Raw genomic sequence first — 23,483 nt, forward strand, 5'->3', positions numbered from 1 at the left:
GCCCGGGAATTCAACAAGAATGCCGGAGACGGCATTGTGATCTACCTCACATTGATCAACTTCCCGATGGCGCTGTAGCGTCAACCAAACCGTTGAGGCGGGTAATTGAGCCCTGCGGCCGTGAAAACTGGATGGAGTCGACCACCCCCCAGTGACACGCCCCGTGACACAACGTGGCGCAGAAGCGGGGAATTCGGACTCATAGAATTCGGGGGCTGTTCCATGGAATTCAATGCTGACCCCTCCCTGCCCTCCTCCGAGAATTCGGCTGAAGTGGCGGAGAATCTCTGGAGAGAAATACTCGGGTCTGGTGCTGATCTCGGTAAAGGATTCCTGGAGAACGGCGGGGACTCTTTCCGCGCGGTCCTGCTGAGCAGCCGGCTCTACGAGCTGACCGGCCGGGAGGTCGAGTACCTCGACGTCCTGGAGGCCGACGGCGCCGGTGCGATCGCCCGCCTGCTCGCCGCCGACGGCGCGGGGAGCTGACATGCGCTGGGAACTGGCCCCGAATCAGGTCGACCTCTACACCGCCGACCAGGCCGCCGACGACCCCTCGACCTATCTCGTCAACAGCGTGTACCGGATCACCGGCCCGGCCGACGAGGCGCTGCTCACCGAGCGCTTCGCGCGCCTGGCCGAGACCTACCCGGTGCTCGCCTCCCGCGTGGTGGAGGACGACGGGACGTGGTTCCTGGAGACCGCGCCGAACCCGCCGCAGCTGCAATCCGTGCGCGTCACGGACGAGCCGGACGGCGCAGCGGCCCGCCTGCGGGTGCGCGAGGAGCTGACCTTGCCCCTGGACCTCGCCAAGGGCCCGCTGTGCCGCGCCGTGCTGCTCCGGTACGCGCCGGACACCGCCGACCTCGTCATCGTCGCCCACCACCTCGTGGTCGACGGCCGGTCCATGGAACTGCTCGCCCGCGGCCTCCTGACGGACCGGACCGCCGAGCCTGCCACCGCCTACGCCGACTGGGCGGCCGCGGCCCACGGCCGGCTGCCCCGGCGCGCCGGTCGCGCGGCCGAGATCCGGGCCGAGCTGGCCGCGGCCGATGTCGTCCTGTCCCTGGAGTGGGCGGGCGCCGCCGGCGACGCACACGCCAGCGGCGGCGGCGTCGCCGAAGCGTTCCTCCCGGCCGCGCTGCACCGGAGCCTCCGCGACCTCGGCACCGAACTGGGGGTCACCCCCTACTCGGCCGTCCTCGCCGCGGCCGCCCTCGTCCTCGGCCGCAACTCCGGGGCCGCGCGCCCGGTCATCGGCACCACCGTCTCGCGGCGTTCACCGGCGCACGCCGACACCGTCGGGTACTTCAACAACACCGCTCCCGTCCCGGTCCACCTCGACGGGCAGGCCACGGTGGCGGACTTCCTGCGGGAGGTGCACCAGCGCGGCCTCCAGGCGTACCGCGACGCCGACCTGCCGCTGTCCTCCGTACTGCCGGGAACCGGCCTCACCGCGCCCCAACTGGTGGTGTCGGCCATCGACACCCTGCCCACACTGCGCGAGGGCGACCGGCACGCCGTCCCGCACGAGGACCAGGGACTGGGCACCGCGCACTTCCCGCTGACCGTCGGCCTGTACCAGGAGCACGGGCGCACGGACGGGATCCGGATGCTGCTGCGCCACCAGCGGGCGCTGGTCACCGACGCGGCCGCCGCACTCTTCTTCCGCCAACTGACGGCCGTGCTCACGCACTTCACCGAACGGCCCGATGGACGCCTGGACGAGGTGGACACCCTCCCGGCCGACGAGCTCACCGCCCTGCTCACCACCGGACGGGGCGCGCGGCTCACGGATCCCCCGGTGGCACTGACCGAACTGTTCGCGCGCCAGGCGCACGAGGCGGCCGAGCGCACCGCCGTGGTCTGCCGGGGAGAACGGGCCAGTTACCGCGAACTCGACGAGCAGTCACGGCAGTTGGCGCTCGCACTGGTGGAATCGGGAGTCCGCCCCGGCGACCGGGTCGGGGTCTGCCTGGACCGGGGCATCGGGCAGGTCGCCGCCGTGCTCGCGGTGCTCCGGGCGGGCGCCGCCTACGTCCCCCTCGACCCCGACTACCCGCCGCAGCGGCTCGCCTTCGTCATCGAGGACACCGGGCTGCGGACCGTCGTCACCGAGGGCGAACTGCTCGCGGACGTCCCCGGCCTGCACCGGGTCGCGCCGGACGCCGCACCCGAGGACCCGGATCCGGCCCTGCCGGACGTGGACCCGGAGAGCACCGCGTACCTCATCCACACCTCCGGCTCGACCGGCCGTCCGAAGGGGGTCCGGGTCAGCCACCGCAACGTGGCCGCCCTGCTCGAAGCGACCCGCGGGGAGTACGCACCGGGCCCCGACGACGTCTGGTCGTACTTCCACTCGCTCGCCTTCGACTTCTCCGTCTGGGAGATCTGGGGGTGTCTGCTCACCGGCGGCCGGCTGGTCGTCGTCCCCTACGACGTCTCCCGCGACGCGGAGGCGTTCCACGAGCTGCTGCGCGCCGAGGGCGTGACGGTGCTCAACCAAACCCCTTCGGCGTTCGCCCAGTTGGTGAACGCCGCGGCGTTCCGCGACGGCGGGCTGGCGGTGCGCCTGGTCATCTTCGGCGGCGAGGCGCTCGACCGGGGCGTCCTGGTGCCGTGGTTCGCGCGCTACCCCGAGGACGTCTGCCGGCCCGTCAACATGTACGGGATCACCGAGACCACGGTCTTCTGCACCTGGCACCCCGTCGACCGCGCCGAGGCGCTGGGCGGCAGCCGCTCGATCGGACGGCCGATACCCGGCTGGGACCTGTACGTCCTCGACGAGCGGGGGCGCCCGGCGGCTCCCGGTGTGCCCGGTGAGATCTGGGTGGGCGGCGCCGGGGTCACCCAGGGCTACCTCGACCGCCCGGAACTGAACGCCGAACGCTTCACCGAGGACCATCTGACGGGAACGCCCGGCGCCCGCCTGTACCGCAGCGGCGACCTCGGCCGGTTCCTGCCGGACGGGCAGATCGAGTACCTCGGCCGGCGCGACGACCAGGTCAAGATCCGCGGCCACCGCATCGAACTCGGCGAGATCCGGCACGCCCTCCTGGAGGACGACCGGGTCCGGGCGGCCGCCTCCCTGGTCCGGGCCCCGGACGGGCCGGCGACCGCGCGGATCGACGCCTATGTGGTCACCGACACCGACGCGCCCGGGGCGCTGGCGGACATCCGGCAGCGGCTCGCCGAGCGGCTGCCCGGCTACCTGCTGCCCGCCACCCTGACCGCGGTGCCCGAACTGCCCCTGACCGCCAACGGGAAGCTCGACACCGCACGGCTCCCCGACCCGCGGCCCGCGGAGCCTCCCGCGGCGCCCGGGCCCGCCGAACCCTCGGGTCCCGAGGCCGCCATGGCCGCCATCTGGCAGCGGGTCCTTGAGGTGCCCGTCGCCCCCGACGACAACTTCTTCGACCTCGGCGGCACGTCCGTGCAAGCGGTGCTGCTGGCCACCGCCCTGCGCGAGGAGAACTACCCCGCGATCCGGTTGCGGGACATCTTCCGCAACTCCACCCCCCGCCGGCTGGCGGCCGCCCTCACCCCGCGGACGGACGCATGAGGCCCCCGCTGCCGGCCCCGCCGGGCACACCGCAACCGAGCAGCTCGTACGCAATGGAAGGAGAACCGGCATGACGGAGCTGGACAATGCCGTGGCCGTGGTGGGGCTGTCCCTGCGGGCCCCCGGCGCATCGGACCCGGAGACCTTCCTCTCCCGACTCGCCCAGGGCGAGGTCGCGCTGCCGGCGGCCAAGGGGGAACAGACCCGGAACGGCAGACTGCTCAGCGGGCAGATCGACCGGTTCGCCGAGTTCGACGCCGAGCTGTTCGGCATGGCCCCCGCCCACGCGGCGCTGACCGACCCCCAGCACCGGGTGATCGCCGAACTGGTCTGGGAGGCCCTGGAGGACGCCTGCCTCGACACCCAGCGCGCCGGCAACCGGGTCGGCGTCTACCTCGGTGGCGGCCCCGACATCTACCTGCACCGCAACGTCCTGCCGGACGAGCGGACCGTGCGCGCCCACGGCACCGAGCAGATCATGCTCGGCAACTCCCGTGACTTCCTCGCCACCGCGCTCTCCTACCGGCTCGGCCTCACCGGCCCGAGCATGACCGTGCAGACGGCCTGCTCCACCTCCCTGGTCGCCGTCCATCAGGCGGTGCGCAGCCTGCTCACCTACGAATGCGACGTGGCGATCGCGGGCGGGATCACCGTCTTCCCGGTCGAACGGCCCGAGCACGACGGGCCCGAGGGCGGCATCTACGCGCCCGACGGCCGCTGCCGCAGCTTCACCGTCGGCAGCCGGGGCACGGTCCCGTCGAGCGGCGCGGGGATCGTGGTGCTGCGCCGGTCGGCCGATCTCGCCGACGGCCCCGGCCGGGCCCGTGCGCACATCATCGGCAGCGCGGTCAACAACGACGGCGCCGACCGGATGGGCATGACCGCGCCCAGTCCGCGCGGCCAGGCCGAGGTGCTCCGCGAGGCCCTGGAGGTCTCCGGGCTCTCCCCCGCGGACATCGGCTACATCGAGGCGCACGGCACCGGAACCGTCCTCGGCGACCAGGTCGAACTGGCTGCGCTGGCCGAGGTCTACGGCACCGGCACCGCCGCCCCCCGCTGCGCCATCGGCACGGTGAAGCCGAACATCGGCCACACCGACAGCGCGGCAGGGGTCCTCGGCCTGATCAAGACCGTGCTGGCACTCCAGCACGACATGCTCCTGCCGGTCGCCTCCCAGCCGGGCGACGGCCCGGACGCGGACCTCGGCGCGGCCCGGTTCTTCCTGCCGCGCGCGGCCGCGACCTGGAGCGCCGAGGTCCCGCGCCGGGCCGCGGTCAGCTCCTTCGGCTTCGGCGGCACCAACGCGCACGTCATCCTCGCCCCGGCCGACCCCCTCCCGGAACCCGCCCCCGCCCAGGGCGTCCGGCCTCCGGTCGCCGTGCTGTCGGCCGCGACCCCGCAGGCCCTGCGCGACAAGGCCAGGGATCTGACCGACTGGCTCGACGGCCCCGGCGCACGGGCCGGCCTCCCCGGTGTGCTCGGCACCCTGTGGCACGGCCGGCGCCAGCTCGCCCACCGCGCCGCCGTCGCCCTGCCCACCGACCCGGCCGCCGCCCGCGAACGGCTGCGGCAGTGGCTGCTGGAGACCGCGAAACGGGCCGACACGCCACCGGCCGTGGCGGACGCCCCGGTGGCCGTGCTGCTGCCCGGACAGGGCATCCGCCTGGCCGGCACCGCTGCGTCGGCCGCCGACGACCCCCGCTTCGGCGCGGACCTCGACCGGTTGTACGCCGCCGTGCTGCGGGCCGGCGGCCCCGATCTGCGCGGCTTCGAGACCTGGGCGGGCGACGACCCGCGGCTGCTGGACACCGCGGTGGTGCAGCCGCTGCTCTTCGTGGTCGGTCTGGCGCACCTGTGGCGGCTGGAGCGCCGGGGCGTCCGGCCGGGCACGCTGCTCGGCCACAGCGTCGGCGAGTTGACCGCGGCCGCGTACGCCGGGGTGTTCGGCGTCGAGGACGCGGCGGCGGCCGTCGTGCGGCGCGGAGAGCTGATGGGCCGGGCCCCGGCCGGGGCGATGCTCGCCGTCCCGCTGGACGAGGAGGCCGCCCGCGACCTCGCCGCCGGGCTCCCTGCCGACGTCTGCGGCGTCAACGGCCCGGAGACGACGGTGCTCGGCGGCGACCCGGACACGGTCGCCGAGCTGGAGCGGCGCTGCACCGGGCGCGGGCTCACCGCGCGACGGCTGGAGACCGCGCACGCCTTCCACTCCCGCGCGATGGAGGAGGCCGCCGCCCGGTTCGCGGAGTTCCTCGCCACCGTGCCGCTGTCGGCCCCCCGGCTGACCGTCCTCTCCAACCTCACCGGCGCGGAGCTGACCGCCGAGCAGGCCACCGACCCGACCTACTGGGCGGCGCAGTTGCGCGGAACCGTGCGGCTGGCCGACGGTGTCCGGACGCTGCTGGCGGGCCGCCCCGCCGCGGTCGTCGGCATCCACGGCGGCCGGGCGCTGACCAACCCCGTACGGCAGACCGCCCGCCTGCTGGGCATGGCGCACCCGCCGGGCATCATCGAGCTGCTCGGGCACTCCGGTGACGACGAGGCGCAGGCCCACGAGGACGCGCTGGCGCGGCTCTGGGCGGCCGGCTGCCCGGTGGACTTCGACGTGCCCCACGTCACCTCCCCCGCTCCGCTGCCGCGTTACCCGTTCGCGCACACCCGGCACTGGATCGAGGCGACACCGGGGGCGCTGCCCCACGAACGGCCCGCCACCGCCGCCGCTGTCCTCCGCGAGCCGGCACCGCCGCGGGAACCGTCGGCCCCGGCGGAGCACACCGGAGAGACCGGAGAGGAAGAGACCGGCAGCGACCTCGCCACCACCATCACCGCCATCTGGCAGGAGGCGTTCGGCGGCGAACCGCTCGGCCCGTCGGACAACTTCTTCACCCTCGGCGGCACGTCGCTGCAGGCCGCACAGCTGCTCACGGTGGTCAACGACACGCTGCTGCTCGGCGTGGCGCTCGGTGACCTCTACGAGCACTCCGACCTCGGCGCCTTCATCCGCCGCGCCGAGGAGCTCGCCGCCGGCCGGGACGACGCCGAACTCCTGCGGCTGCTCGACGAGATCGAAGGTGTCCAGTGAGCGACCTCTCCGAGCGGCTGGCGGCCCTGACGCCGGAACAGCGCCGCGTCCTCGGCCAGCAGATGCGGCGCCGGGCCGCCCGTACCGGCACCCCGCCCGCGGACGGGTCGGCCGGCGGCGCGCCCGCCCGGCAGAGCCTGTACTTCTTCGCCAGCGCGGACACGGTCTCGGCCCGCGAGTACTACCGCTTCGTCCTGGAGGCGGCGGAGCGGGCGGACGCGGCGGGGCTGCACGCCGTCTGGCTGCCGGAACGGCACTTCGTGGACTTCGGCGGGCACTCGCCGAACCCGTCGGTGCTGGCGGCCGCGGTCGCCGTGCGCACCGAACGGCTGCGGATCCGGGCCGGCAGCGTGGCCGCCCCGCTGCACCACCCGGCCCGGATCGCGGAGGACTGGGCGGTGGTCGACAACCTGTCGGACGGCCGGGCCGGCATCTCGTTCGCCAGCGGCTGGCACCCCGACGACTTCGTGCTGGCCCGTACGGACTACGCCGGGCGGCGCGCGGACACCGTGCGGATCATCGAGCAGGTGCGGGCGCACTGGCGGGGCGAGACGCTCGCCCACCCCACCACGGCGGGCGGCACGGCCGAGGTCCGCACCGGTCCCCGCCCGGTGCAGCCGGAGCTCCCGGTCTGGCTGACCTCGGCCGGCAACGGCGAGACCTTCGAAGCCGCCGGGCGGGCCGGCTGCGGCGTGATGACCGCACTGCTCGGCCAGACGCTGCCGGTGCTGCGGGAGAACATCGCCCGCTACCGCGCGGCCTGGCGGGAGGCCGGGCACCCGGGAGAGGGTGACGTGGTGGTGATGGTGCACGCCTACGTCAGCGACCGGCCCGATCTGGAGGACTACCTGCGCTCCGCGATGCACGGCTATCTGCGCGCCTACCGCAGTCAGACGACCGCGCCGGGCGAGGACGAGGCGGTGCTGCTGGAGAGCGCGTACCTCAACTTCCTGCAGGGCCCCTCGCTGCTCGGCTCGCCCGGCAAGGCCGCGGAGGTGCTCGGTCTGCTGGGTACGGCGGGCGCCGACGAGGTCGGCTTCCTGGTGGACTTCGGGCTGCCCACCGAGGACGTACTGGCCGCGCTGCCCGCCCTGTTCGACTGCCTCCCCGCGGAGCGTGCCCGATGAGCGGCGCGGAGTCGGCGCTCGCGGCCCGGCTCGCCGCACTGGCCCCCGAGCAGCGGGCCGCCCTCCTGGCCAAGCTGTCGCAGCAGCGCTCCGGCAAGCGCCCGCTCCGGCCCCGGCCCGGGCCGCGGGACACCTTCCCGGTGGGCATGGACCAGGAACGGCTGTGGATCCTCGACCAGCTCTATCCCGGCACCACCACCTACACCCTGGGGTTCGGGCTGCGCTTCCTCGGGGAGTTCGACCGGTCGGCCTTCTCCGAGGCGGTGGCCGTCGTGGTGGGCCGGCACGAGCTGCTGCGCTCGGCCATCGAGACGGACGGCACCCGGCCGGTGCTGCGGCTGCACCCGGACCGGGGCGCCGACCTCACCTTCACCGACCTGTCGGCCGGGCCGGACGGCGAACGGGAGCGGCGCCGGGCGGAGTTCATCCGGCAGCACGTCCGGCGCCCGTTCGACCTGGCCCGTGACCCGGTGCTGCGGATCGGGGTGGCCGACCTCGGTGGCGGTGACCACCAGATCGTGCAGACCATGCCGCACTCCTTCACCGACCAGTGGTCCTACGTACGGCTCAACAGCGAGCTGCTGGAGGCCTACCGGGCGGTCCGGGAGGGCGGTGAGCCCCAACTGCCCGACCTGCCGGTGCAGTTCGGCGACTACGCCCAGTGGCAGCGGGAGTACTTCGACAGCGAGCACGGCGAGCGTCACCGGGCGTTCTGGCGCAGCTACCTGGCGGACCTCCCGGACCGGCCGCTGCTGCCGTACGACCACTCCCCCGAGACCGAGGACCGCGCCGGGCGGCAGTACAACTTCGTCCTGGACAAGGGGACCGCCGCCGCCTTCATCGCCCGCGCCAAGCAGGCCCGCAGCACGGTCGCCAACGCGATGGCCGCCGTCTACGCGGCGCTGCTGTACGAGGAGAGCGGCGAGCGGGACGTCCTCCTCGGGGTGCCCAGCGTGACCCGCGGCGAGCCGGCCGTCCAGGACCTGGTGGGCTTCCTGCTGACCAACGTGCCGCTGCGGATCCGGCTGCCGGAGAATCCGACCCCGCACGACTTCATGGCCGCCACCCAGGCCGCCGGTGCCGAGGTCGCCGCGCACCACGAGACGCCGTTCGGCGAGATCGTCCGGGCGGTCGCCCCCGAGCGGTCGGTGCACAGCTATCCGCTGCTGCGCACCATGCTCGTCCATCTCGACCTCGCCGAGACGGTGTCCTACTCGGTCCCCGGCGCCACCGTCTACGCCAACGCGGTGCCCGAGGGGATCTCCTCGATGGACGCGACGGTCGCCTGGTGGCATCTGGGCGACCTGGTCTACGGGCGCTTCGAGTACCGGACCGCGCTCTTCGAGCCGGAGACCATCGACCGGCTCGCGCGGCGGCTGCTGCAACTGGTCGAGGTCTTCGCCACCGCGCCCGACACCCCGCTCCCCAGCCCGGCCGGGCGCGCCGCCGAACTGGTGGCCGCGGCCTGGTGCGAGGCGCTGGACGTGCCCTCCGCGGACCCGCGGGACGCGTTCGCCGACCGGGGCGGCACACCGCTGCTGGCCATGCGGCTCGCCCGGCTGCTGACGGCACGGGGCTTCACCGCCGGGCCCCGGGACATCACCGAGCACACCACCCTCTCCGCCCTCACCGAGCTGCTGCTGCCACGCGGCAACCCACTGGCGCGGGCCGCGATCGCGGACGCCGACGTCCCGGGGCGGGCCGGGGTCTCGGAGGAGTACCTGGAGCAGCTCTTCGCCGGCACCCGCCGTACGGAACAGGAGATTCGATGACCTCGCCCCCCGGGCCCGACGCCACGGTGCGGGAACGCCGGCCGCTGGTGGTCCTGCTGCTGGCGCATTACCTGTCGTCGTTCGGCAACGCGGTGACGGTGGTGACCATCCCGCTGTACGTGCTCGGCGTCACCGGCAGTTCCGTCTCGACCGGCCTGGCGGGTTTCGCCAACACGCTGCCGCTGATCTTCGCGGGCGCGGTCGGCGGGGTCTGGATCGACCGCATCGGCGGCAAGCGGATGAGCGTGGTCTGCGACCTGCTCGCGGGCACCGTCATCGGGCTGATCCCACTGCTCAACGACACCGTGGGGCTCGCCCTGCCGGTGCTGATGGGTCTGCTGTTCGTGCGCAGTCTGGGCTCGACACCGACCGGTGCCGCCCGGCAGAGCCTGCTCAAGGGACTCTCCGACCGCGCCGGGGTGCGGCTGGAGAGCGCCAACTCCTGGATGCAGGGCGCCCCGCGGCTCGGTCTGCTGGTCGGGGCGCCGCTCGGTGGTCTGCTCGCGGCCGTGTCCGGTCCGGTGGTGGGCATGTACGTGGACTCCGCGACCTTCCTGCTCTCCGCGCTGCTGGTCGGGGTCGCCGTGCCGGGCGGGCCGGTCGCGCCGGCCGCCGAGCGCCAGGGCTTCGTCCGGCAGCTCACCGAGGGCCTCCGGCTGGTCAAGCAGCTCCCGGTGATCGGCGCGATGACCTCGTTCGTCTTCGTCACCAATTTCCTCGACGACGCCTTCACGCCGGTCATCCTGCCGGTCTACTCGGACCAGGTGCTGGGCGGCGGGCAGTACCTCGGCTGGCTGGTGGCCGCCTCCGGCTGCGGCGCGGTGGCCGGCACGTTCCTCTACGGTCCCGCCAGCAAGCGGCTGCTGACCAGCCGCCGTTGGACGCTGCTGGGCTGCTTCCTGGTCATCGGGGGGCTGCGACTGGCCCTGGGCGGGCAGCCGAACGCGGTGCTGTCCATCGCCATCTCGTTCCTGCTGGGGCTGGCCGCCGGTCCGCTCAACCCGGTGCTGTCCACGGTGATGCTCAACAAGGTGCCGCAGGCCCTGTTCGGGCGGGTCTTCGCGCTGACCTCGGCCGTCGCGATGAGCGCCGCGCCGGTCGGCATCCTGGTGGCCGGCTGGGCGATCCACGGCATCGGCCTGCGCTGGACCCTGCTGGCCTTCGGTGCGACCTACGTCGTGCTGGTCCTGGTCTCGCTGCGGAACCGTGCGCTGCGGGAGATGGACAACCTGACCCCGCCGCCCGGGACCGCCGACGGCGGCGGCGCGCCGGGCACCGACAAGGAGCTGGCCCGTGACTGAGCGCACGGCGCCGCGGGTGCAGCCCGCCTCCGCGCTGGAGCGGCAGTTCTGGCTCGGTGAGCAGATCGCCCCGGCGAGCCCGGCCAACTGGGTGCTCGCCGAGGTCCGCGCCGACGGCCCGGTGGATCCGTCCGCGCTCGACGCGGCGCTGGCCGCCGTGGCCCGCCGCCACGAGGCGCTGCGCACCGCCTTCGTCATCGAAGGGGGACAGGTGGTGCGTACCGTCCTCGCGGAGCCGGTCGCCGAGCCGCCGCTGCGCCTCCCCGCCGGCACCGCCTTCGCGGACGCGGCCGCCGCGCTGCTCGGTGCGGACACCTTCGACATCGCCGCGGGCCGGGTCCACCGCGCCGCGGTCGCCCCGGACGACGACGGCACCACGGTCTTCCTCGCCGTCCATCACATCGCCTTCGACGGCCTCTCCCAGGAGGTGTTCGCCACCGACCTGGCCCGCGCGTACGGCCTGGCCGCCGAGGGCCGGGCGCCCGACCTTCCGGTGCGGGAGCGGCCGGCGCCGGTGGAACCCGCTGCCGCACAGCGCACCGAACTCGCCGCGCACTGGCGGAGCGTGCTGGCGGGCGCGGCCGACCTGCCGGTGCCGGACGACGGGCCGGCACCGGGCCAACGCGCCCTGGCCCGGGCCGGCCTGGCCGAGCGGCGGACCGCCTGCCCGCCCGCCGTCTGGCAGGCGGTGTGCGCCGAGGCCCGGCGCTGCGCCTGCTCCCCGTTCGTGGTGCTGCTGGCCGCGTACGGCAGGGCGCTGGCCGGGATCACCGGGGGTGCGGACTTCTGCGTGGGCACTCCGGTGGTCGCCCGCTCCGCCGGGCAGGCGGACGAACTCGGCTGTCTGATCAACACCGTGCCGGTCCGGATGCCGGAGCTGTCCGCGCCCGGAGCGGTCGAACGGGTCTGGGCCTCGGTCCGGGAGACCATCCTGGGCTCCGCGCTGCCCTGCGACGAGATCGTGCGGGCCGCCCGCACCGTCGCGGGCCGCCGGATGCCGGTGTTCCAGGCGGTGTTCGCCTTCGAGAGCTGGCGCCGGGTCGAGCACCCGGCGGGTCCGGTGCGGATGCACACCGTCCCCGTACCGCCCGTGGGTGCGGTCGCCGAGGTGCAACTCCAGGTGTGCGAGCTGCCCGACGGGACCCTGAAGTGCGTGGTCCAGGCGCCGACGACCGGTGCCTGGGCACCCCGCCTCCCCGACCTGGCGGACGCTTTCCGTACCCAACTCGGCCTGCTGGCCGCCGAATCCGCCCCACCGCTCCCCCTCGTCCCGGAAGGTCCCGCATGACGACCACGCTGATGTGCCTGCCCTACGCCGGAGCGGGAGCCGGCGTCTACCGTCCCTGGCGGCGCCGGGAGTCCGAGGTGCTGCGCGCGGTGCCCGTGCAGGTACCGGGCCGCGAGGAGGAGTTCAACCGGCCGTTCTACCGGACGATGGCCGAGGCCGCGGCCGGCACCGCCGAGCGCTTCCGGGCGGCGGCCGGCAAGGAGCCGTTCGTCGTCTTCGGGCACAGCTTCGGCGCGATCCTGGCCTACGAGGCCGTCCAGCACCTGGTCGCGACCGGGGGCCCGCTCCCGGTCCACCTCGTCGTGAGCGGTTCGACCAGCCCGCGGCACCGCCAGGCCGAGCGCCTCGATCCCGACGACGAGGTGGCGGCCGCCCAGGCCGCCGCCATCGCGGGCCGCGAGATCGAGATCTTCGCCGACCCCATGGCCCGCTCGCTGCTGCTCCCGGCGATGCGCGCCGACGTGGACATGCTGGCCGACTACACCCCCGCGACGCTCACCCCGCTGCCGTTGCCGCTCACCGCTCTCCGCGGTGACGCCGACCATCTGGCACCCACCGACGAGTGGCTGGACTGGTCCGCGTTCACCTCGGCCGCCTTCCGGACGGCGGAGTTCCCCGGTGGCCACATGTATCTGACGGACCACTGGGACGAGGTGTGGCGGACGATCGAGGAGCTGCTGTGAGCACCGCCGCGCTCCTCCCGCCCCCGCCCTGCCCCTTGGCACACCGGCCGACGAACAGGACCCGCCGATGACCTCCGCCGCTCCCTCCCCCACGACGCCGTACCCGCCCGCCTCCACCCTCTTCGGACTGTTCGCCGCGAGCGTCGAGCGGTATCCGGAGCGGATCGCGCTGGAGGTCCGGGACGAGGTCCTCACCTACGCCGAACTGGACCGGCTGGCGGCCGGCTTGGCGCAGCGGCTGACCGCAGCGGCCACGGAGCGCGGCACCGGGCGGCCGGCCAAGGTCGGCCTGCTGGCCGCACGGAGCCTGACGGCCTACGCCGGATATCTGGCGGCCCTGCGCGCGGGGGCCGCCGTCGTCCCGCTGAACCCGTCCTTCCCGGCCTCCCGCATCCTGGCCATCGCGGCCACCACGGACCTGGACGTCATCGTCACCGACGAGGACTCCGCACGGGCGGCCCAACTCCTGGCCGCCCAGGCGGCGGAGGACGGTGCGCCCCTCCCGCCGGTGCTCGCCCTCACCCCCGCCGAGCTGACCCGGCTGCGCACCCCCGGCCCCGAGGACGGGCCCCGCTCCCCCGCCGCACCCACCTCCGCCCAGGACATCGCCTACGTCCTGTACACCTCCGGCTCGACCGGCCGGCCGCGGGGCGTCCCGATCCGGCACGCCAACGTCCTGCCGACCCTTCGGTGGCTGGTCGAGGAGCACGGCTTCGGCCCCGAGGACCGCCTCTCGCAGAACGTCGAGCTCTCCTTCGACGTGGCCGTGCTCGAACTGTTCACGACCTGGTCGATCGGCGCGGCGCTGGTGATCCCGCGGCCGAACGACGTGGTGCGGCCGTCGGCCTTCGTCAGCGCCAAGCGGATCACCCGCTGGTTCTGCGTACCGTCCGTCGGCAGCATCGCGGCGCGGACGAACGCGCTGGTGCCGGACTCGATGCCGACGATGGCCGGGGTGATGTTCGGCGGTGAACGGCTGCTCAGCGAGCAGGCCGAGCAGTGGGCGGCGGCCGCACCGGGCGCGCGGCTGTGGAACCTGTACGGCCCGACCGAGGTCGCGATCGTGTCCACCGCGCACGAGCTGGGCAGCGGCAGCTCGCTGCGGCCGGCCGGTTCCAACGGGACGCTGCCGATCGGCCGGGTGCCGGACCACCTGGAGCACGTCGTCCTCGACGATGCGGGCGAGCCCGCGGAGACCGGTGAGCTGTGCCTCCGCGGCAGTCAGCGCTTCGACGGCTATCTGGACCCCGCCGACGACATCGGCCGGTTCCTGGCATGGCGCCCGGGCGAACGCGCGGTGATCCACGACGGGTCCGCGCCGCTGACCCGGGACCACTGGTACCGCACCGGTGACCGGGTCCGGGTCGAGGACGGCGCCCTGGTGTTCCTGAGCCGCCTCGACCACCAGGTCAAGGTCCGGGGCCAGCGCATCGAACTCGGCGATGTGGACGCGGCGTTGGCCCGCCACCCCGCCGTACGCGACGCGGTCGCCCTGGTCCGCGAGACCGGTGAGGACTCCGTCCTGGTCGCCTACTACTCGGGCGAGCCCACCACGGCCGCGGAGCTGACCACCTTCCTGCGCCGCCTGGTGCCCGTCTACATGATCCCGGGCTCCTTCACCCACCTCGCCGAACTCCCGCTCAACACCAACGGCAAGGTGGACCGCGCCGCGGTCGCGGCCTATGACCGCGAGGCCGCCGGCACTACCGCGCGGCCCGCCACGCCACCTCTTCGGGAGTCATCGGCGCAGTGATGCCGCAGACGTCCCCGACCTGCAGGTCGTCCGGTGTCCGGTACTCCTCCTTGGCGCCGATCACGGTGACGCACGTCCATGAACCGGGGTTCCAGAACAGGCGGTAGCAGGGGTCCTGACCGGACGGGATCTCCCTCAGCACCGTTCCGCGCTTCTCCAGCAGCCGCTGCAGTTTCCCGAACCGCAGCCTGCGGGCGAACCGCCCGTACCTGGACCGGAGCTCGTCGTTGACGACCTTTCCGCCGTACGCGAGCCGGTGGACCTGCAGGGTGAAGTGGTGCCCGGTCCACGGGCCGTCGGCGGACTCCCGCTGCCAGAAGAACTCCGCGAGTCCGTAGTCCCGCCACATGTGGTGACGGCCGGACCGGTTCTCCGCGAAATCCGTTCCCAGCAGGCCGGTCACCCGGTCCGGTTGATCGGTCGGCTTCGCGCCGAGCACCGTTCCCGACGTCACGACGTCCAGATAGAACGCCAGGGAATGGGGAGTCATCCCGCCTCCTCCGGCCGGCTCGCGCCGGGCAGGGCGGGCCTGGACGTGCCGGGGGTGAGGCCCGCCCGCGCGGCCACCGCGAGGGCCGCCTCGATGTCGAAGCGGCGGCCGGGCTCCGGGTCGGCGCGGCGCAGGACGGGCAGCAGGACCTCGGCGTCCAGCGTGCCGGCCCGGGCCGCGTCGAACGCCGCGTCGGCGAGGCGGTACGCCTCCCGCAGGTCGGCCGGGTCGGTGCAGTCCTCGAAGAGCCGCCCGCCGGACTCGCCGTAGGGGGCGCGCACGAGGGCGCTGCCGTCGTCATGCAGCAGTCCGGTGTCCTCCACCCAATAGCCCTGTTCCGGCCCGGCCGCGTGCAGGACCGCCATGACCGCACCCTCCAGCCACAGCTCCGTCGGATTCCACACGGCGCGTTTCCCTTCGTCTGCTTCGCGGCCGAGGACCCGGGTCGGCTCGCGGAAAAGGTACGTCATCGTCGGCGGAGCGCGCCTAACCGCCCGCGGGCGCGCCCGAGTTGTGCTGTTCGTCGAAGGCGGCGAGCATCTCCGGGGACCAGGTCAGTCCGCCGCTTCGCAGGTCGTCGGTCACCGCGCGGACCCAGCGTTCCTCGGCATCGACCATGGCCAGCAGGTATTCGTGCTCGATGAGGGTGACGCGCGGGACGCCCTCCCCGGTGTGCACGGCCAGTTGGGCCTTCAGGTCCGCGCGCTGGGCCGCGAGGCGGTCGGCGCGCCGCTCCAGCACGTCCAGCGCCTCGTCCGGGGTGAGCATGGGCAGGTTGGACAGGGCGGCCGGGAAGACGGGGAACTCGCCCTTCGGGACGGCCAGCATCTGGTCCAGCCACTCGCGGGCGACCGCCCGGCCCTCGTCCGTGACCTCGTAGACGGTGCGCTCGGGGTACTGCTGGTCGCGCTCGGTCTGCCGTACGGCGATCAGCCCGCCCGCGTGCAGCCGCTCGATGGTGCGGTACAGACCGGCCCGCTGGCCGACGTTGACCACCTGCTCCTTGCCCCACTGCTTGATCAGTTGCTGGATGCCGTACGGGTGCAGCGGCTTGTAGTGCAGCAGCGCCAGGACGGTGAGGGCGAGCGGCGAACTCTTCACGGGAGCGGTCATGGCGTTAGCGTAGTAGAGGCGAGACTAGTTGCATTGAGACTAGGTGCAGTGCAACTATGGATGCCAGGAGCCCGCTGTCCGGCGGGCGCATCCTCGGGAGGGGTCATGAGCGACAACGGCACTCAGGGCGGGCGCGGCGGCGCGGCCGTGCGGACGGCACTGGTCATCGGGGGCGGCCTGGCGGGCCCGGTCACCGCACTCGCGCTACGCAAGGCGGGCATCACCGCAACGGTCCACGAGGCCTACCCCGCGGCCGCGGACGGCGTGGGCGCCTGGCTGGCCCTGGCCCCCAACGGCCTCGCGGCGCTGCGGACGATCGGCGCCGACAAGGCGGTGGAGGCCCTCGGCCAGCCGGTTCCCGGGACGGTCATGGCGGACGGCGCCGGGCACCGCTTCGCCGCCTTCGACGGCTTCGCCGAGCTGCCCCCCAGCCTCGCGATGCCCCGCGCCACGCTCTACCGCGCCCTGACCGATCACGCCGCCGACCAGGGCATCCCGTTCGCCTACGGCAAACGGCTGGTGGGCGCCGAGGAGACCCCCGAGGGCGTCACCGCCCGGTTCTCCGACGGCACGTCGGCGACCGCCGACATCCTCATCGGCGCCGACGGCATCCGCTCCACCGTCCGCACCCTGATCGACCCGCAGGCGCCCGGGCCGGAGTACGGCGGTGTGCTGAGCTTCGGCGGGTACGCCACCGACAGCGGCGTCGAGGCCGAGCCCGGCACGATGTACTTCGCCTTCGGCCGCACCTTCACCGGCCACTGGCGCGGCCCGGACGGCCGGTTGATCTGGTTCGCCGGACTGCCGACCGACACCCCGCCGGACCCGGCCGACCTGGCGCGGGTCCCGGCCGCCGAGTGGCTCGCCGCGCTGCGCGAGGCCTACGCGGGCCACGTCCCGGGCGAGCGGCTGCTGCAGCACACCGACCCCGACCAGCTGATGGCGGTCGGCCGGATGGAACGCATGCCGTCGGTGCCGCACTGGCACCGCGGCCGCATGGTCCTGGTGGGCGACGCGGCACACGCCCCGTCCTCCAGCTCGGGCCAGGGCGCCTCGCTGGCCATCGAGAGCGCCGTGGAACTGGCCCGCTGCCTGCGTGATCTGCCCACGCCCGGCGAGGCGTTCAGCGCCTACGCAGGCTTGCGCCGCGAGCGGGTGGAGGCCGTCGGGCGGAACGCGGCCGCCGCCAACAAGGTCAAGGCCGGCAAGTCCGACCTCGAGGCCGCGGCCGCCTTCCCCACCCCCGAGCAGATGTTCCGCCCGCTCCACTTCCACCGCATCGACTGGGCGGAGACGGTGGCCGGGAACTGACGGTGACGGTCATCCGGTGATCGCCGCGGCCTCGGCGGCGGTGGCCGGTTCGTCGTCGCCCAGTGCGGTCAGCGCCATGGCGGCCCGGTGCTGCTCGGGGCTCATGCCGAGCAGCCCGGCTCCCCCGCTGTCCTCGCTCTCGTACAGCCGCAGCTGACCGTCCGCGTGGCTGCGCAGGATGGCGCGCGCCTCGTCGGTGCCGAGGTCGAGGGCGGCGGCGATCTGGCTCCAGGTGGCGCCGAGTTGCAGCGCCTCGTGCAGGGTCTCCGCACGGTACTGCTCGACGGCCCGGGCGATCCGGACGCCGAGCGCGAGCTGCGCCAGCGCGTCCCCGGCATCACCCCGCTCGTCGGGTCCCCGGTACGCGGCGGGCAGCCGGCGGTCGGCCAGCCGCTCCCCGTGGGCGAAGTGCTTCTCCGCCATCCAGGACAGCGGTGTGGTCACCGGTACGTCCTCGGGACGGCGGACCGTACGGGCCCGCCACTGCTCGTACTCGTGGCGGCGCTCCTGGTCGTGGTGGCGCTCGTGGTCGTGCTCGAACTCGCGCTGCTCACTCATCGGTGGTGTCGTCTCCCTCCGTAGGGCGTCTTCCGTAGTGGAACGACCACGGACATGTGCCCCGTACGGGCGGAACGATGTCTGCGTTTGCGCGGCGGCGTCCCGGGCAGGCGGCTCTTCGTCAAGGAACGGCTCGACAGCAAGGGAGCACGACCATGACCGCCGACAAGAAGACCTCTGCGAAGACCGAGCAGATCAAGGGCGCCGTGAAGGAAACCGTCGGCCGCGCCGTGGGCAACGAGCGCATGACGGCGGAGGGCCGCGCCGAACGGGCCAAGGGCGATCTGCGTCAGGCCGGGCACAAGGCCCGGGACGCCATGGAGCGATGACCGCGCCGCACGGCCGCTTCGGCGGCGACAACGGCGGCGAGGTGGGCAGAGCCCGCAGAGTGTGAGGCGGTGGCCCGGCGGATTCCCCCTCCGCCGGGCCACCGCCGTGCCCGCGCGTGTCGATGACGGGCGGGAGCCGGGCCGCTTGGCACAGTCGCAGGGAACGCGCCCCACGACCGGCGACTCGACTCTGCGGAAGGCCCATCGGTGACGGAACGCGAGACCGGGACGGCGGTGGCGAGCGGAGCCGGGGCCGAGCTCGACATCAGGACCGTACGCACGCCCACGCTGGACACGGCCTACGCCGTCAGCGGACCCGAGACCGGGCGCCCCGTGGTGGCGGTGCACGGCTGGCCGGACGACATCCACTGCTGGGACGGCGTACTGCCCTTCCTGCACGCCGCCGGATGCCGCGTCTACCGCCCGTATCTGCGGGGTTTCGGCGCGACCCGGTTCCGCGACCCGGCCCGGCCGCGCAGCGGGCAGATCGCGGCGCTCGGCAGCGACCTCGGCGAATTCCTCGACGCGCTGGACCTCGGCGAGGTCGTCCTGGCCGGGCACGACTGGGGCGCCCGCGCCGCGTACGTGGTCGGCGCGCTCTGGCCGGAGCGGGTACGCGCCATCGCGGCGATGTCGGCCGGCTACGCCACCCACCGCCCGGACACGCCGCTCCCCTACGCGCTCGCGCAGGCGTACTGGTACGAGTGGTTCGTCGCCACCGGCCGCGGCCGGAAGGCCATGGTGCAGGACCGGCGCGCCTTCTGCCACTACCTGTGGACGGCCTGGTCCCCCGGCTGGGACTTCTCCCAGGAGGAGTTCGACGAGACGGCCGCGGCATGGGACAACGACGACTGGGCCGACGTGACCGTGCACGCCTACCTCCACCGCTGGGGCGAGGCCCCCGGCGACCCCGCGTACGACACCGTCGAGGAACGCCTCGCCGCACCGGCCCCGGTCCAGGTGCCGACGATCGTGCTGCACGGCGCGGAGGACGCCGACAACCTCCTGGGCACCACCGCCGGCAAACATCAGCTGTTCGCCGACGGCTACACCCGTCAAGTCCTGGGCGGAGTGGGCCACTTCCCGCCCCGCGAGGCACCCGGTTTCACCGCCGAGGCGATCCTCAGCCTCTGCTAGCGGTCTTCCCCTTGCACGACCGTTACGGCCGGGTGCCGCCGCGCCGTAGCGGTGCCGTCCCATGGGCCGCGCCGCAGCAGTGCCGTCCAGAGGAAGGGCTCGCCGAAGTGCGGGGAGTCCGGCGGCTCGTCGTGCATGCGGCGCAGTTCCACCTCCGTCAGGTCGGCGAAGATCCGGCGCAGGGACTCCGGCGGGTAGGCGAGTCCGCCGTGCAGACCGGTGGACCGGCGGTAGAGGTCGGCGTCGCCGAGCTCGGAGCCACCCCGCTCATCGCCCGGCGCGAAGCAGGTGAGCGCGAGATGGCCGCCAGGGGCCAGGGCGCGGTCGAGCAGGGCGAGGTAGCTGATGCGGCGGTGCGGCGGCAGATGGTGGAAGCAGCCGGAGTCATAGATCAGGTCGTACGGGCCGCGGAGCGGGGCACCGTCGTCGGTTCCGACAACGGTGAAGGCGTCACCGCAGTGGAAGGTGATGTCGGCCCCGGCTTCCCGGGCGCGGTCCTCGGCCCAGGCGATCGCCGCCGGGGAGAGGTCCACCGCGTCCACCCGGAAGCCCCGGGCGGCGAGGTGGAGGGCATTACGGCCCGGCCCGCACCCCAGGTCGAGCGCGCGCCCGGGAGCGACCAGCCCGCGGTCGAGGTACGAGACCAGGTTCTCGTCGGGCTTCGCCACGAAGAACGGCACCGGCTTGGAACGGTCGGCGTAGAAGCCGTCCCACCAGGAGGCCGCACCGGCCGTCCAGCGGTCGGCCTCCGACGCGAACAGCCCGTCCAGCAGCCGGAGTACGTCCTCGACGGTGCACATGTGACGGTCGATCAGGTCACCGCCCCCGTCTCCCGGACCCCCGCCTTCCGGCCCCCCGCTTCCGGTCGCCATTCCCTTCCTCTCCTCCCTTTCCTTCCTTTGCTTCCGCATTACCCCTCCCCTTTCCCATCTCCTTTTCGGCCATTTCCTCCCCGCGATCGTAGTTCCGGTGCCGGCCGGGGCCCCGTTCCGGCGAGGTGCTCGGATGCCGTGACAGACCGTCTGGACGTCTCCAACGAGGGCGAGAAGGATGCCGGTAAGGGGTGGGGATGAAATGGCGGAGGAGGCCCCCGGGCCGGCCGGGAAGGGGGCAATCTCCCGCCGCGCCGAGCTGATTTTTCCGGCGTTCTGCGGGTACCAGCGTTCGTGCAAGCCGCCGCAATGGAGCGGCCGGTGCCCGTCCGTGCCGGCAGCGCGCTGCGCGCCCGCCGGCCCCACAGGGAAAGGCACAGGCACACCATGCTCTTCCTGGTCTTGGCAGTCTTCCTCTTCGGCGTGCTGCTGGGGACCGCAGGTCATGTCCCCGCGGCCGTCACGGTCGTCGCGGGAATCGCGATCACGGCATGGCTGGCGGTGTTCTTCGTCCGCGAACGCCATAAGGCGACGACCCCGTCGAAGGAGGCACAGCGATGACGTCCACCTGGATTCCGTTGAAGACCGGTCCGCATCCGCAGGCCGACCGCATGGCCGTGGCCGCGTTCGTCTGCGGACTGCTCGGGACGCTGGTCTTCAACGTCTTCTTCGGCCCGTGCGCGCTGGTCTTCGGCTTCCTGGCGCTCCGCCGCGGGACGATCCGTCGGCTGCGGGCCTGGCTGGGACTGGCCTTCGGCGCGCTCGACCTGGTGCTGCTCGTCGCCGTGTCGACGGCCACCGGCACCGTGAGCTGGCACCTCTAGGCCGGATACCGGCACATACGGGGCCGGACGCGTCCGCTCGCCCGGAATGGGGGACCAGCGGAATACGATCAACGGAAGTCGATCAATGGCAAGGGAGAAAAGTCATGGCTGATTTCCTTATGGACATCGAAACCATCCGCGCCCGGGCCCGCCAGGAAATCGAAAAGGGTCCGGTGACCGATGCGTACGGCGCCGATCTGGAGCGCGTGCTGCAGGTGCTGAACGAGGCACTGGCCACCGAAATCGTCTGCACGCTGCGGTACAAGAGGCATTACTACACGGCTTCCGGGATCTATTCGGAGCCGGTCGCGGCGGAGTTCCTGGAACATGCCACGCAGGAACAGGAGCACGCCGACAAGATTGCCCGGCGCATCGTGCAACTCGGCGGGAAGCCCGATTTCCACCCGGACACGCTGACGCAGCGGGCGCACGCGAGCTATGACGCGAGCGCCGATCTGGTGGAGATGATCAAGGAGGACCTGGTGGCCGAACGGGTCGCCATCGCCGCGTACACCGAGATCGCGCAGTGGCTGGGCGACGGCGATCCGACCACCCGGCGGGTGTTCGAGGACCTGCTGGCGCAGGAGGAGGAGCACGCGGACGATCTGCGCGGGCTGCTGGAACGCATTCCGCAGCATGGCAGGGCCTGAGGAAGGCTCCGCCCTTCCCCCTCGGGAGGCCTCCCCATCGGGGGGCCTTCCCATCGGGGGGCCTTCCCCATCAGGACGGATCGGGTCACAGATCGGGTCACATCAGGTCAAGCGTGACACTGATGGCCTTGCCGCCACGGGCCGTGGGAACGATGGTGACCGAGGTGGCGAGTTGGCGCACCATGGGCCAGCCGTAGCCGCCGACGTCCCCCGGTCCGTGGCGGGAGGCCGTCACGGGGTGGTCCGGGCTGGCGTCCTCGACGAGCAGGGTGAGGCGGTTGCCGGTGACGCGCGCGCTGAAGTCGATCAGACCGTCCGTGTGGCGGTGGGCGTTGGTGACCAGTTCGGACGTGATCAGCAGGGCATCGGTGAGCTTCATCGCCTCCACCGGCCCGGGATGGGCCTTCAAGAGGTCGCTGACGCGATCGCGTGCCTGCGCGGCTGTGGCCGGTACATGGGACGCTGCCTGGGTCACCGTTTCCCCCCTCCTCCGAGCCGGGCCGATCTTCGTGACACTCCTGCGTCTACCCGTGTTGTGCGGAATATCGCCAGCTTTTTGGCGGCCCGCCCACGCTACGGCGCCCGGGCCCCGGAGGACACCTGTTGTGATGCAGCCCGCCGGAGCGGTGCCGGGGAGCGGACCGGACGGCTACGCTCCTTGCGCACACCTCCCGTCACTTCCGCCGCACAAGGACGATCCCACCCGTGAAGAAGAGCGCGATAGCCGGCCTCTGCACCCTCGGCCTCCTCGTGGCCGCCGGCGCCTACGAAGGCAGCGCCATCGCCAGCGACCCGCTGACCCTCGCCGAATTCAACGAGATCAAGGCGGGCAGCAGCGTGCGCACCCTGCTCCGTTACGCGAGTACCTGCCAGCAGGAGAACAAGACCGAGCGCGCCGACAACTACCCCGTCACATGGACGTGTTACGGCGCCGACGGCAGCAGCAACGCGGTGTTCTTCTATTCCGAGGGCGTGCTCTTCAGCAAGTCACAGACGGGGCTGCAGTAGCCCGCCACACCCCCCGTCACATCTGTCGTATTATCCGCCTCTTTTGCGTTATGTCTGCATTCGGTAAAGCCCACGGTGTTGACCGCACGCGCGCCGCTTGGCGGGTGCATTCTCCTTGCTGCCCGGCCAGAGCCGGGGCACTCGCAGCATGGCAATGCAGAAAGGCATGATCCTCATGATTGACGGATTCAAGCGCGCCTTCGCACTGGGCGCCGCCACCGTTGCCCTCACCGGGGGCATGGCCCTCTCCTCGGTGGGTTCCGCCTCGGCCACGGCGCCGGCGCACGGCGACCACACGGCATCCAGGCACGTCGACCGGGGCCACTGCCGCGTGGTCCACGGCCGCTGGGTCCGGGTCTGGCACCCGGCCTGGCAGGACCGGCGCGGCCACCGCCACCCCGGCTACTGGACCCGCACCTGGCACCGGACGCACCTGGTGTGTCACCGGCACTGAGCATCTGACGCGATAGGCACGTGGGCCCCGGGGCTGGATCACACCCCCGGGGCCTCTGCGTCTCTTGCTTCCGCGAGGGCCGGAAGTGGAGCATGCGTGCACGCGCTTGTAAACAACGAGGCACAAGAACACTCAAAATAGGTAAACCTCAGCAGTCGGGCGCACCGTGCTCTAG

Annotated in this window: 23 protein-coding genes; 17 read left to right on the plus strand and 6 right to left on the minus strand. The window is 73.1% G+C overall.

Annotated elements, in window-relative coordinates:
- Positions 1–222 precede the first annotated feature (222 nt).
- From V2J85_RS02010 to V2J85_RS02050, 9 genes are all read left to right on the plus strand, one after another.
- The gene (locus V2J85_RS02010) at positions 223–486 is read left to right on the plus strand and encodes a hypothetical protein (protein ID WP_330820451.1); all 264 of its coding nucleotides are present in this window, start codon (positions 223–225) and stop codon (positions 484–486) included.
- A 1-nt stretch (position 487) separates the two neighbouring features.
- Positions 488–3,559 (plus strand): non-ribosomal peptide synthetase, encoded by a 3,072-nt coding sequence (locus tag V2J85_RS02015; RefSeq protein WP_330820452.1) that lies wholly within the window; start codon positions 488–490, stop codon positions 3,557–3,559.
- Positions 3,560–3,629: 70 nt separating this feature from the next.
- On the plus strand, positions 3,630–6,638 hold the full coding sequence (locus V2J85_RS02020; protein ID WP_330820453.1) for a type I polyketide synthase: 3,009 nt from the start codon (positions 3,630–3,632) through the stop codon (positions 6,636–6,638).
- The gene (locus V2J85_RS02025) at positions 6,635–7,765 is read left to right on the plus strand and encodes a MupA/Atu3671 family FMN-dependent luciferase-like monooxygenase (protein WP_330820454.1); all 1,131 of its coding nucleotides are present in this window, start codon (positions 6,635–6,637) and stop codon (positions 7,763–7,765) included. The genes V2J85_RS02020 and V2J85_RS02025 overlap by 4 nt, the downstream gene beginning before the upstream one ends.
- A complete protein-coding gene (locus V2J85_RS02030; protein ID WP_330820455.1) occupies positions 7,762–9,537 on the plus strand; it encodes a condensation domain-containing protein in 1,776 nt (591 codons plus the stop codon). The genes V2J85_RS02025 and V2J85_RS02030 overlap by 4 nt, the downstream gene beginning before the upstream one ends.
- Complete coding sequence (locus V2J85_RS02035) at positions 9,534–10,838, plus strand: MFS transporter (RefSeq protein ID WP_261953414.1); 1,305 nt, start codon at positions 9,534–9,536, stop codon at positions 10,836–10,838. Before V2J85_RS02030 ends, V2J85_RS02035 begins: the two co-directional genes overlap by 4 nt.
- A complete protein-coding gene (locus V2J85_RS02040) occupies positions 10,831–12,126 on the plus strand; it encodes a condensation domain-containing protein (protein WP_330820456.1) in 1,296 nt (431 codons plus the stop codon). The genes V2J85_RS02035 and V2J85_RS02040 overlap by 8 nt, the downstream gene beginning before the upstream one ends.
- Entirely contained in the window at positions 12,123–12,809 is a 687-nt protein-coding gene (locus V2J85_RS02045) for a thioesterase II family protein (protein WP_261953412.1), read from the plus strand. Before V2J85_RS02040 ends, V2J85_RS02045 begins: the two co-directional genes overlap by 4 nt.
- A 67-nt stretch (positions 12,810–12,876) precedes the next feature.
- Positions 12,877–14,562, plus strand: a complete 1,686-nt coding sequence (locus tag V2J85_RS02050) for an amino acid adenylation domain-containing protein (protein WP_330820457.1) — start codon at positions 12,877–12,879, stop codon at positions 14,560–14,562.
- Here the strand turns inward: V2J85_RS02050 and V2J85_RS02055 are convergent.
- From V2J85_RS02055 to V2J85_RS02065, 3 genes are all read right to left on the minus strand, one after another.
- Entirely contained in the window at positions 14,513–15,052 is a 540-nt protein-coding gene (locus V2J85_RS02055) for a hypothetical protein (protein ID WP_330820458.1), read from the minus strand. The two genes, V2J85_RS02050 and V2J85_RS02055, sit on opposite strands and share 50 nt — an antisense overlap.
- A complete protein-coding gene (locus V2J85_RS02060) occupies positions 15,049–15,456 on the minus strand; it encodes a hypothetical protein (protein ID WP_330820459.1) in 408 nt (135 codons plus the stop codon). Before V2J85_RS02060 ends, V2J85_RS02055 begins: the two co-directional genes overlap by 4 nt.
- Before the next feature lie 82 nt (positions 15,457–15,538).
- Positions 15,539–16,165, minus strand: coding sequence for a PadR family transcriptional regulator (locus V2J85_RS02065; RefSeq protein WP_261953408.1), 627 nt, complete (start codon positions 16,163–16,165; stop codon positions 15,539–15,541).
- A gap of 105 nt (positions 16,166–16,270) precedes the next feature.
- Here V2J85_RS02065 and V2J85_RS02070 point away from each other — a divergent pair, with 105 nt between their 5' ends.
- Complete coding sequence (locus tag V2J85_RS02070) at positions 16,271–17,476, plus strand: FAD-dependent monooxygenase (RefSeq protein WP_330820460.1); 1,206 nt, start codon at positions 16,271–16,273, stop codon at positions 17,474–17,476.
- Positions 17,477–17,485: 9 nt separating this feature from the next.
- Here the strand turns inward: V2J85_RS02070 and V2J85_RS02075 are convergent, their stop codons facing one another.
- Positions 17,486–18,034 (minus strand): hypothetical protein, encoded by a 549-nt coding sequence (locus V2J85_RS02075; RefSeq protein ID WP_261953406.1) that lies wholly within the window; start codon positions 18,032–18,034, stop codon positions 17,486–17,488.
- A 155-nt stretch (positions 18,035–18,189) separates the two neighbouring features.
- On the opposite strand from V2J85_RS02075, the gene V2J85_RS02080 reads away from it, so the two are divergent.
- Positions 18,190–18,363 (plus strand): CsbD family protein, encoded by a 174-nt coding sequence (locus V2J85_RS02080; RefSeq protein WP_030796169.1) that lies wholly within the window; start codon positions 18,190–18,192, stop codon positions 18,361–18,363.
- 207 nt (positions 18,364–18,570) lie between these two features.
- Entirely contained in the window at positions 18,571–19,500 is a 930-nt protein-coding gene (locus V2J85_RS02085; protein WP_261953405.1) for an alpha/beta fold hydrolase, read from the plus strand.
- On the opposite strand, the gene V2J85_RS02090 is transcribed toward V2J85_RS02085, so the two are convergent.
- Complete coding sequence (locus V2J85_RS02090; protein ID WP_419836726.1) at positions 19,497–20,300, minus strand: class I SAM-dependent methyltransferase; 804 nt, start codon at positions 20,298–20,300, stop codon at positions 19,497–19,499. The genes V2J85_RS02085 and V2J85_RS02090 overlap by 4 nt on opposite strands.
- Positions 20,301–20,693: 393 nt before the next feature.
- Between V2J85_RS02090 and V2J85_RS02095 the strand changes: the two genes are divergently transcribed.
- From V2J85_RS02095 to V2J85_RS02105, 3 genes are all read left to right on the plus strand, one after another.
- The gene (locus tag V2J85_RS02095; RefSeq protein ID WP_330820461.1) at positions 20,694–20,933 is read left to right on the plus strand and encodes a hypothetical protein; all 240 of its coding nucleotides are present in this window, start codon (positions 20,694–20,696) and stop codon (positions 20,931–20,933) included.
- Positions 20,930–21,196, plus strand: a complete 267-nt coding sequence (locus tag V2J85_RS02100) for a DUF4190 domain-containing protein (RefSeq protein ID WP_330820462.1) — start codon at positions 20,930–20,932, stop codon at positions 21,194–21,196. The genes V2J85_RS02095 and V2J85_RS02100 overlap by 4 nt, the downstream gene beginning before the upstream one ends.
- A 104-nt stretch (positions 21,197–21,300) precedes the next feature.
- Entirely contained in the window at positions 21,301–21,846 is a 546-nt protein-coding gene (locus V2J85_RS02105; RefSeq protein ID WP_261953403.1) for a ferritin-like domain-containing protein, read from the plus strand.
- 97 nt (positions 21,847–21,943) lie between these two features.
- On the opposite strand, the gene V2J85_RS02110 is transcribed toward V2J85_RS02105, so the two are convergent.
- Positions 21,944–22,321, minus strand: a complete 378-nt coding sequence (locus V2J85_RS02110; protein WP_261953402.1) for an ATP-binding protein — start codon at positions 22,319–22,321, stop codon at positions 21,944–21,946.
- 230 nt (positions 22,322–22,551) lie between these two features.
- Between V2J85_RS02110 and V2J85_RS02115 the strand changes: the two genes are divergently transcribed.
- Together V2J85_RS02115 and V2J85_RS02120 are read left to right on the plus strand one after the other, a co-directional pair.
- Complete coding sequence (locus V2J85_RS02115; protein WP_261953401.1) at positions 22,552–22,854, plus strand: hypothetical protein; 303 nt, start codon at positions 22,552–22,554, stop codon at positions 22,852–22,854.
- Between the two features lie 166 nt (positions 22,855–23,020).
- Positions 23,021–23,308: a hypothetical protein gene (locus tag V2J85_RS02120; RefSeq protein WP_261953400.1), complete on the plus strand. Its 288-nt coding sequence runs from the start codon at positions 23,021–23,023 to the stop codon at positions 23,306–23,308.
- Positions 23,309–23,483 lie beyond the last annotated feature (175 nt).

It is taken from the genome of Streptomyces bugieae, from assembly GCF_036352915.1.
Taxonomy (GTDB): domain Bacteria; phylum Actinomycetota; class Actinomycetes; order Streptomycetales; family Streptomycetaceae; genus Streptomyces; species Streptomyces endophytica.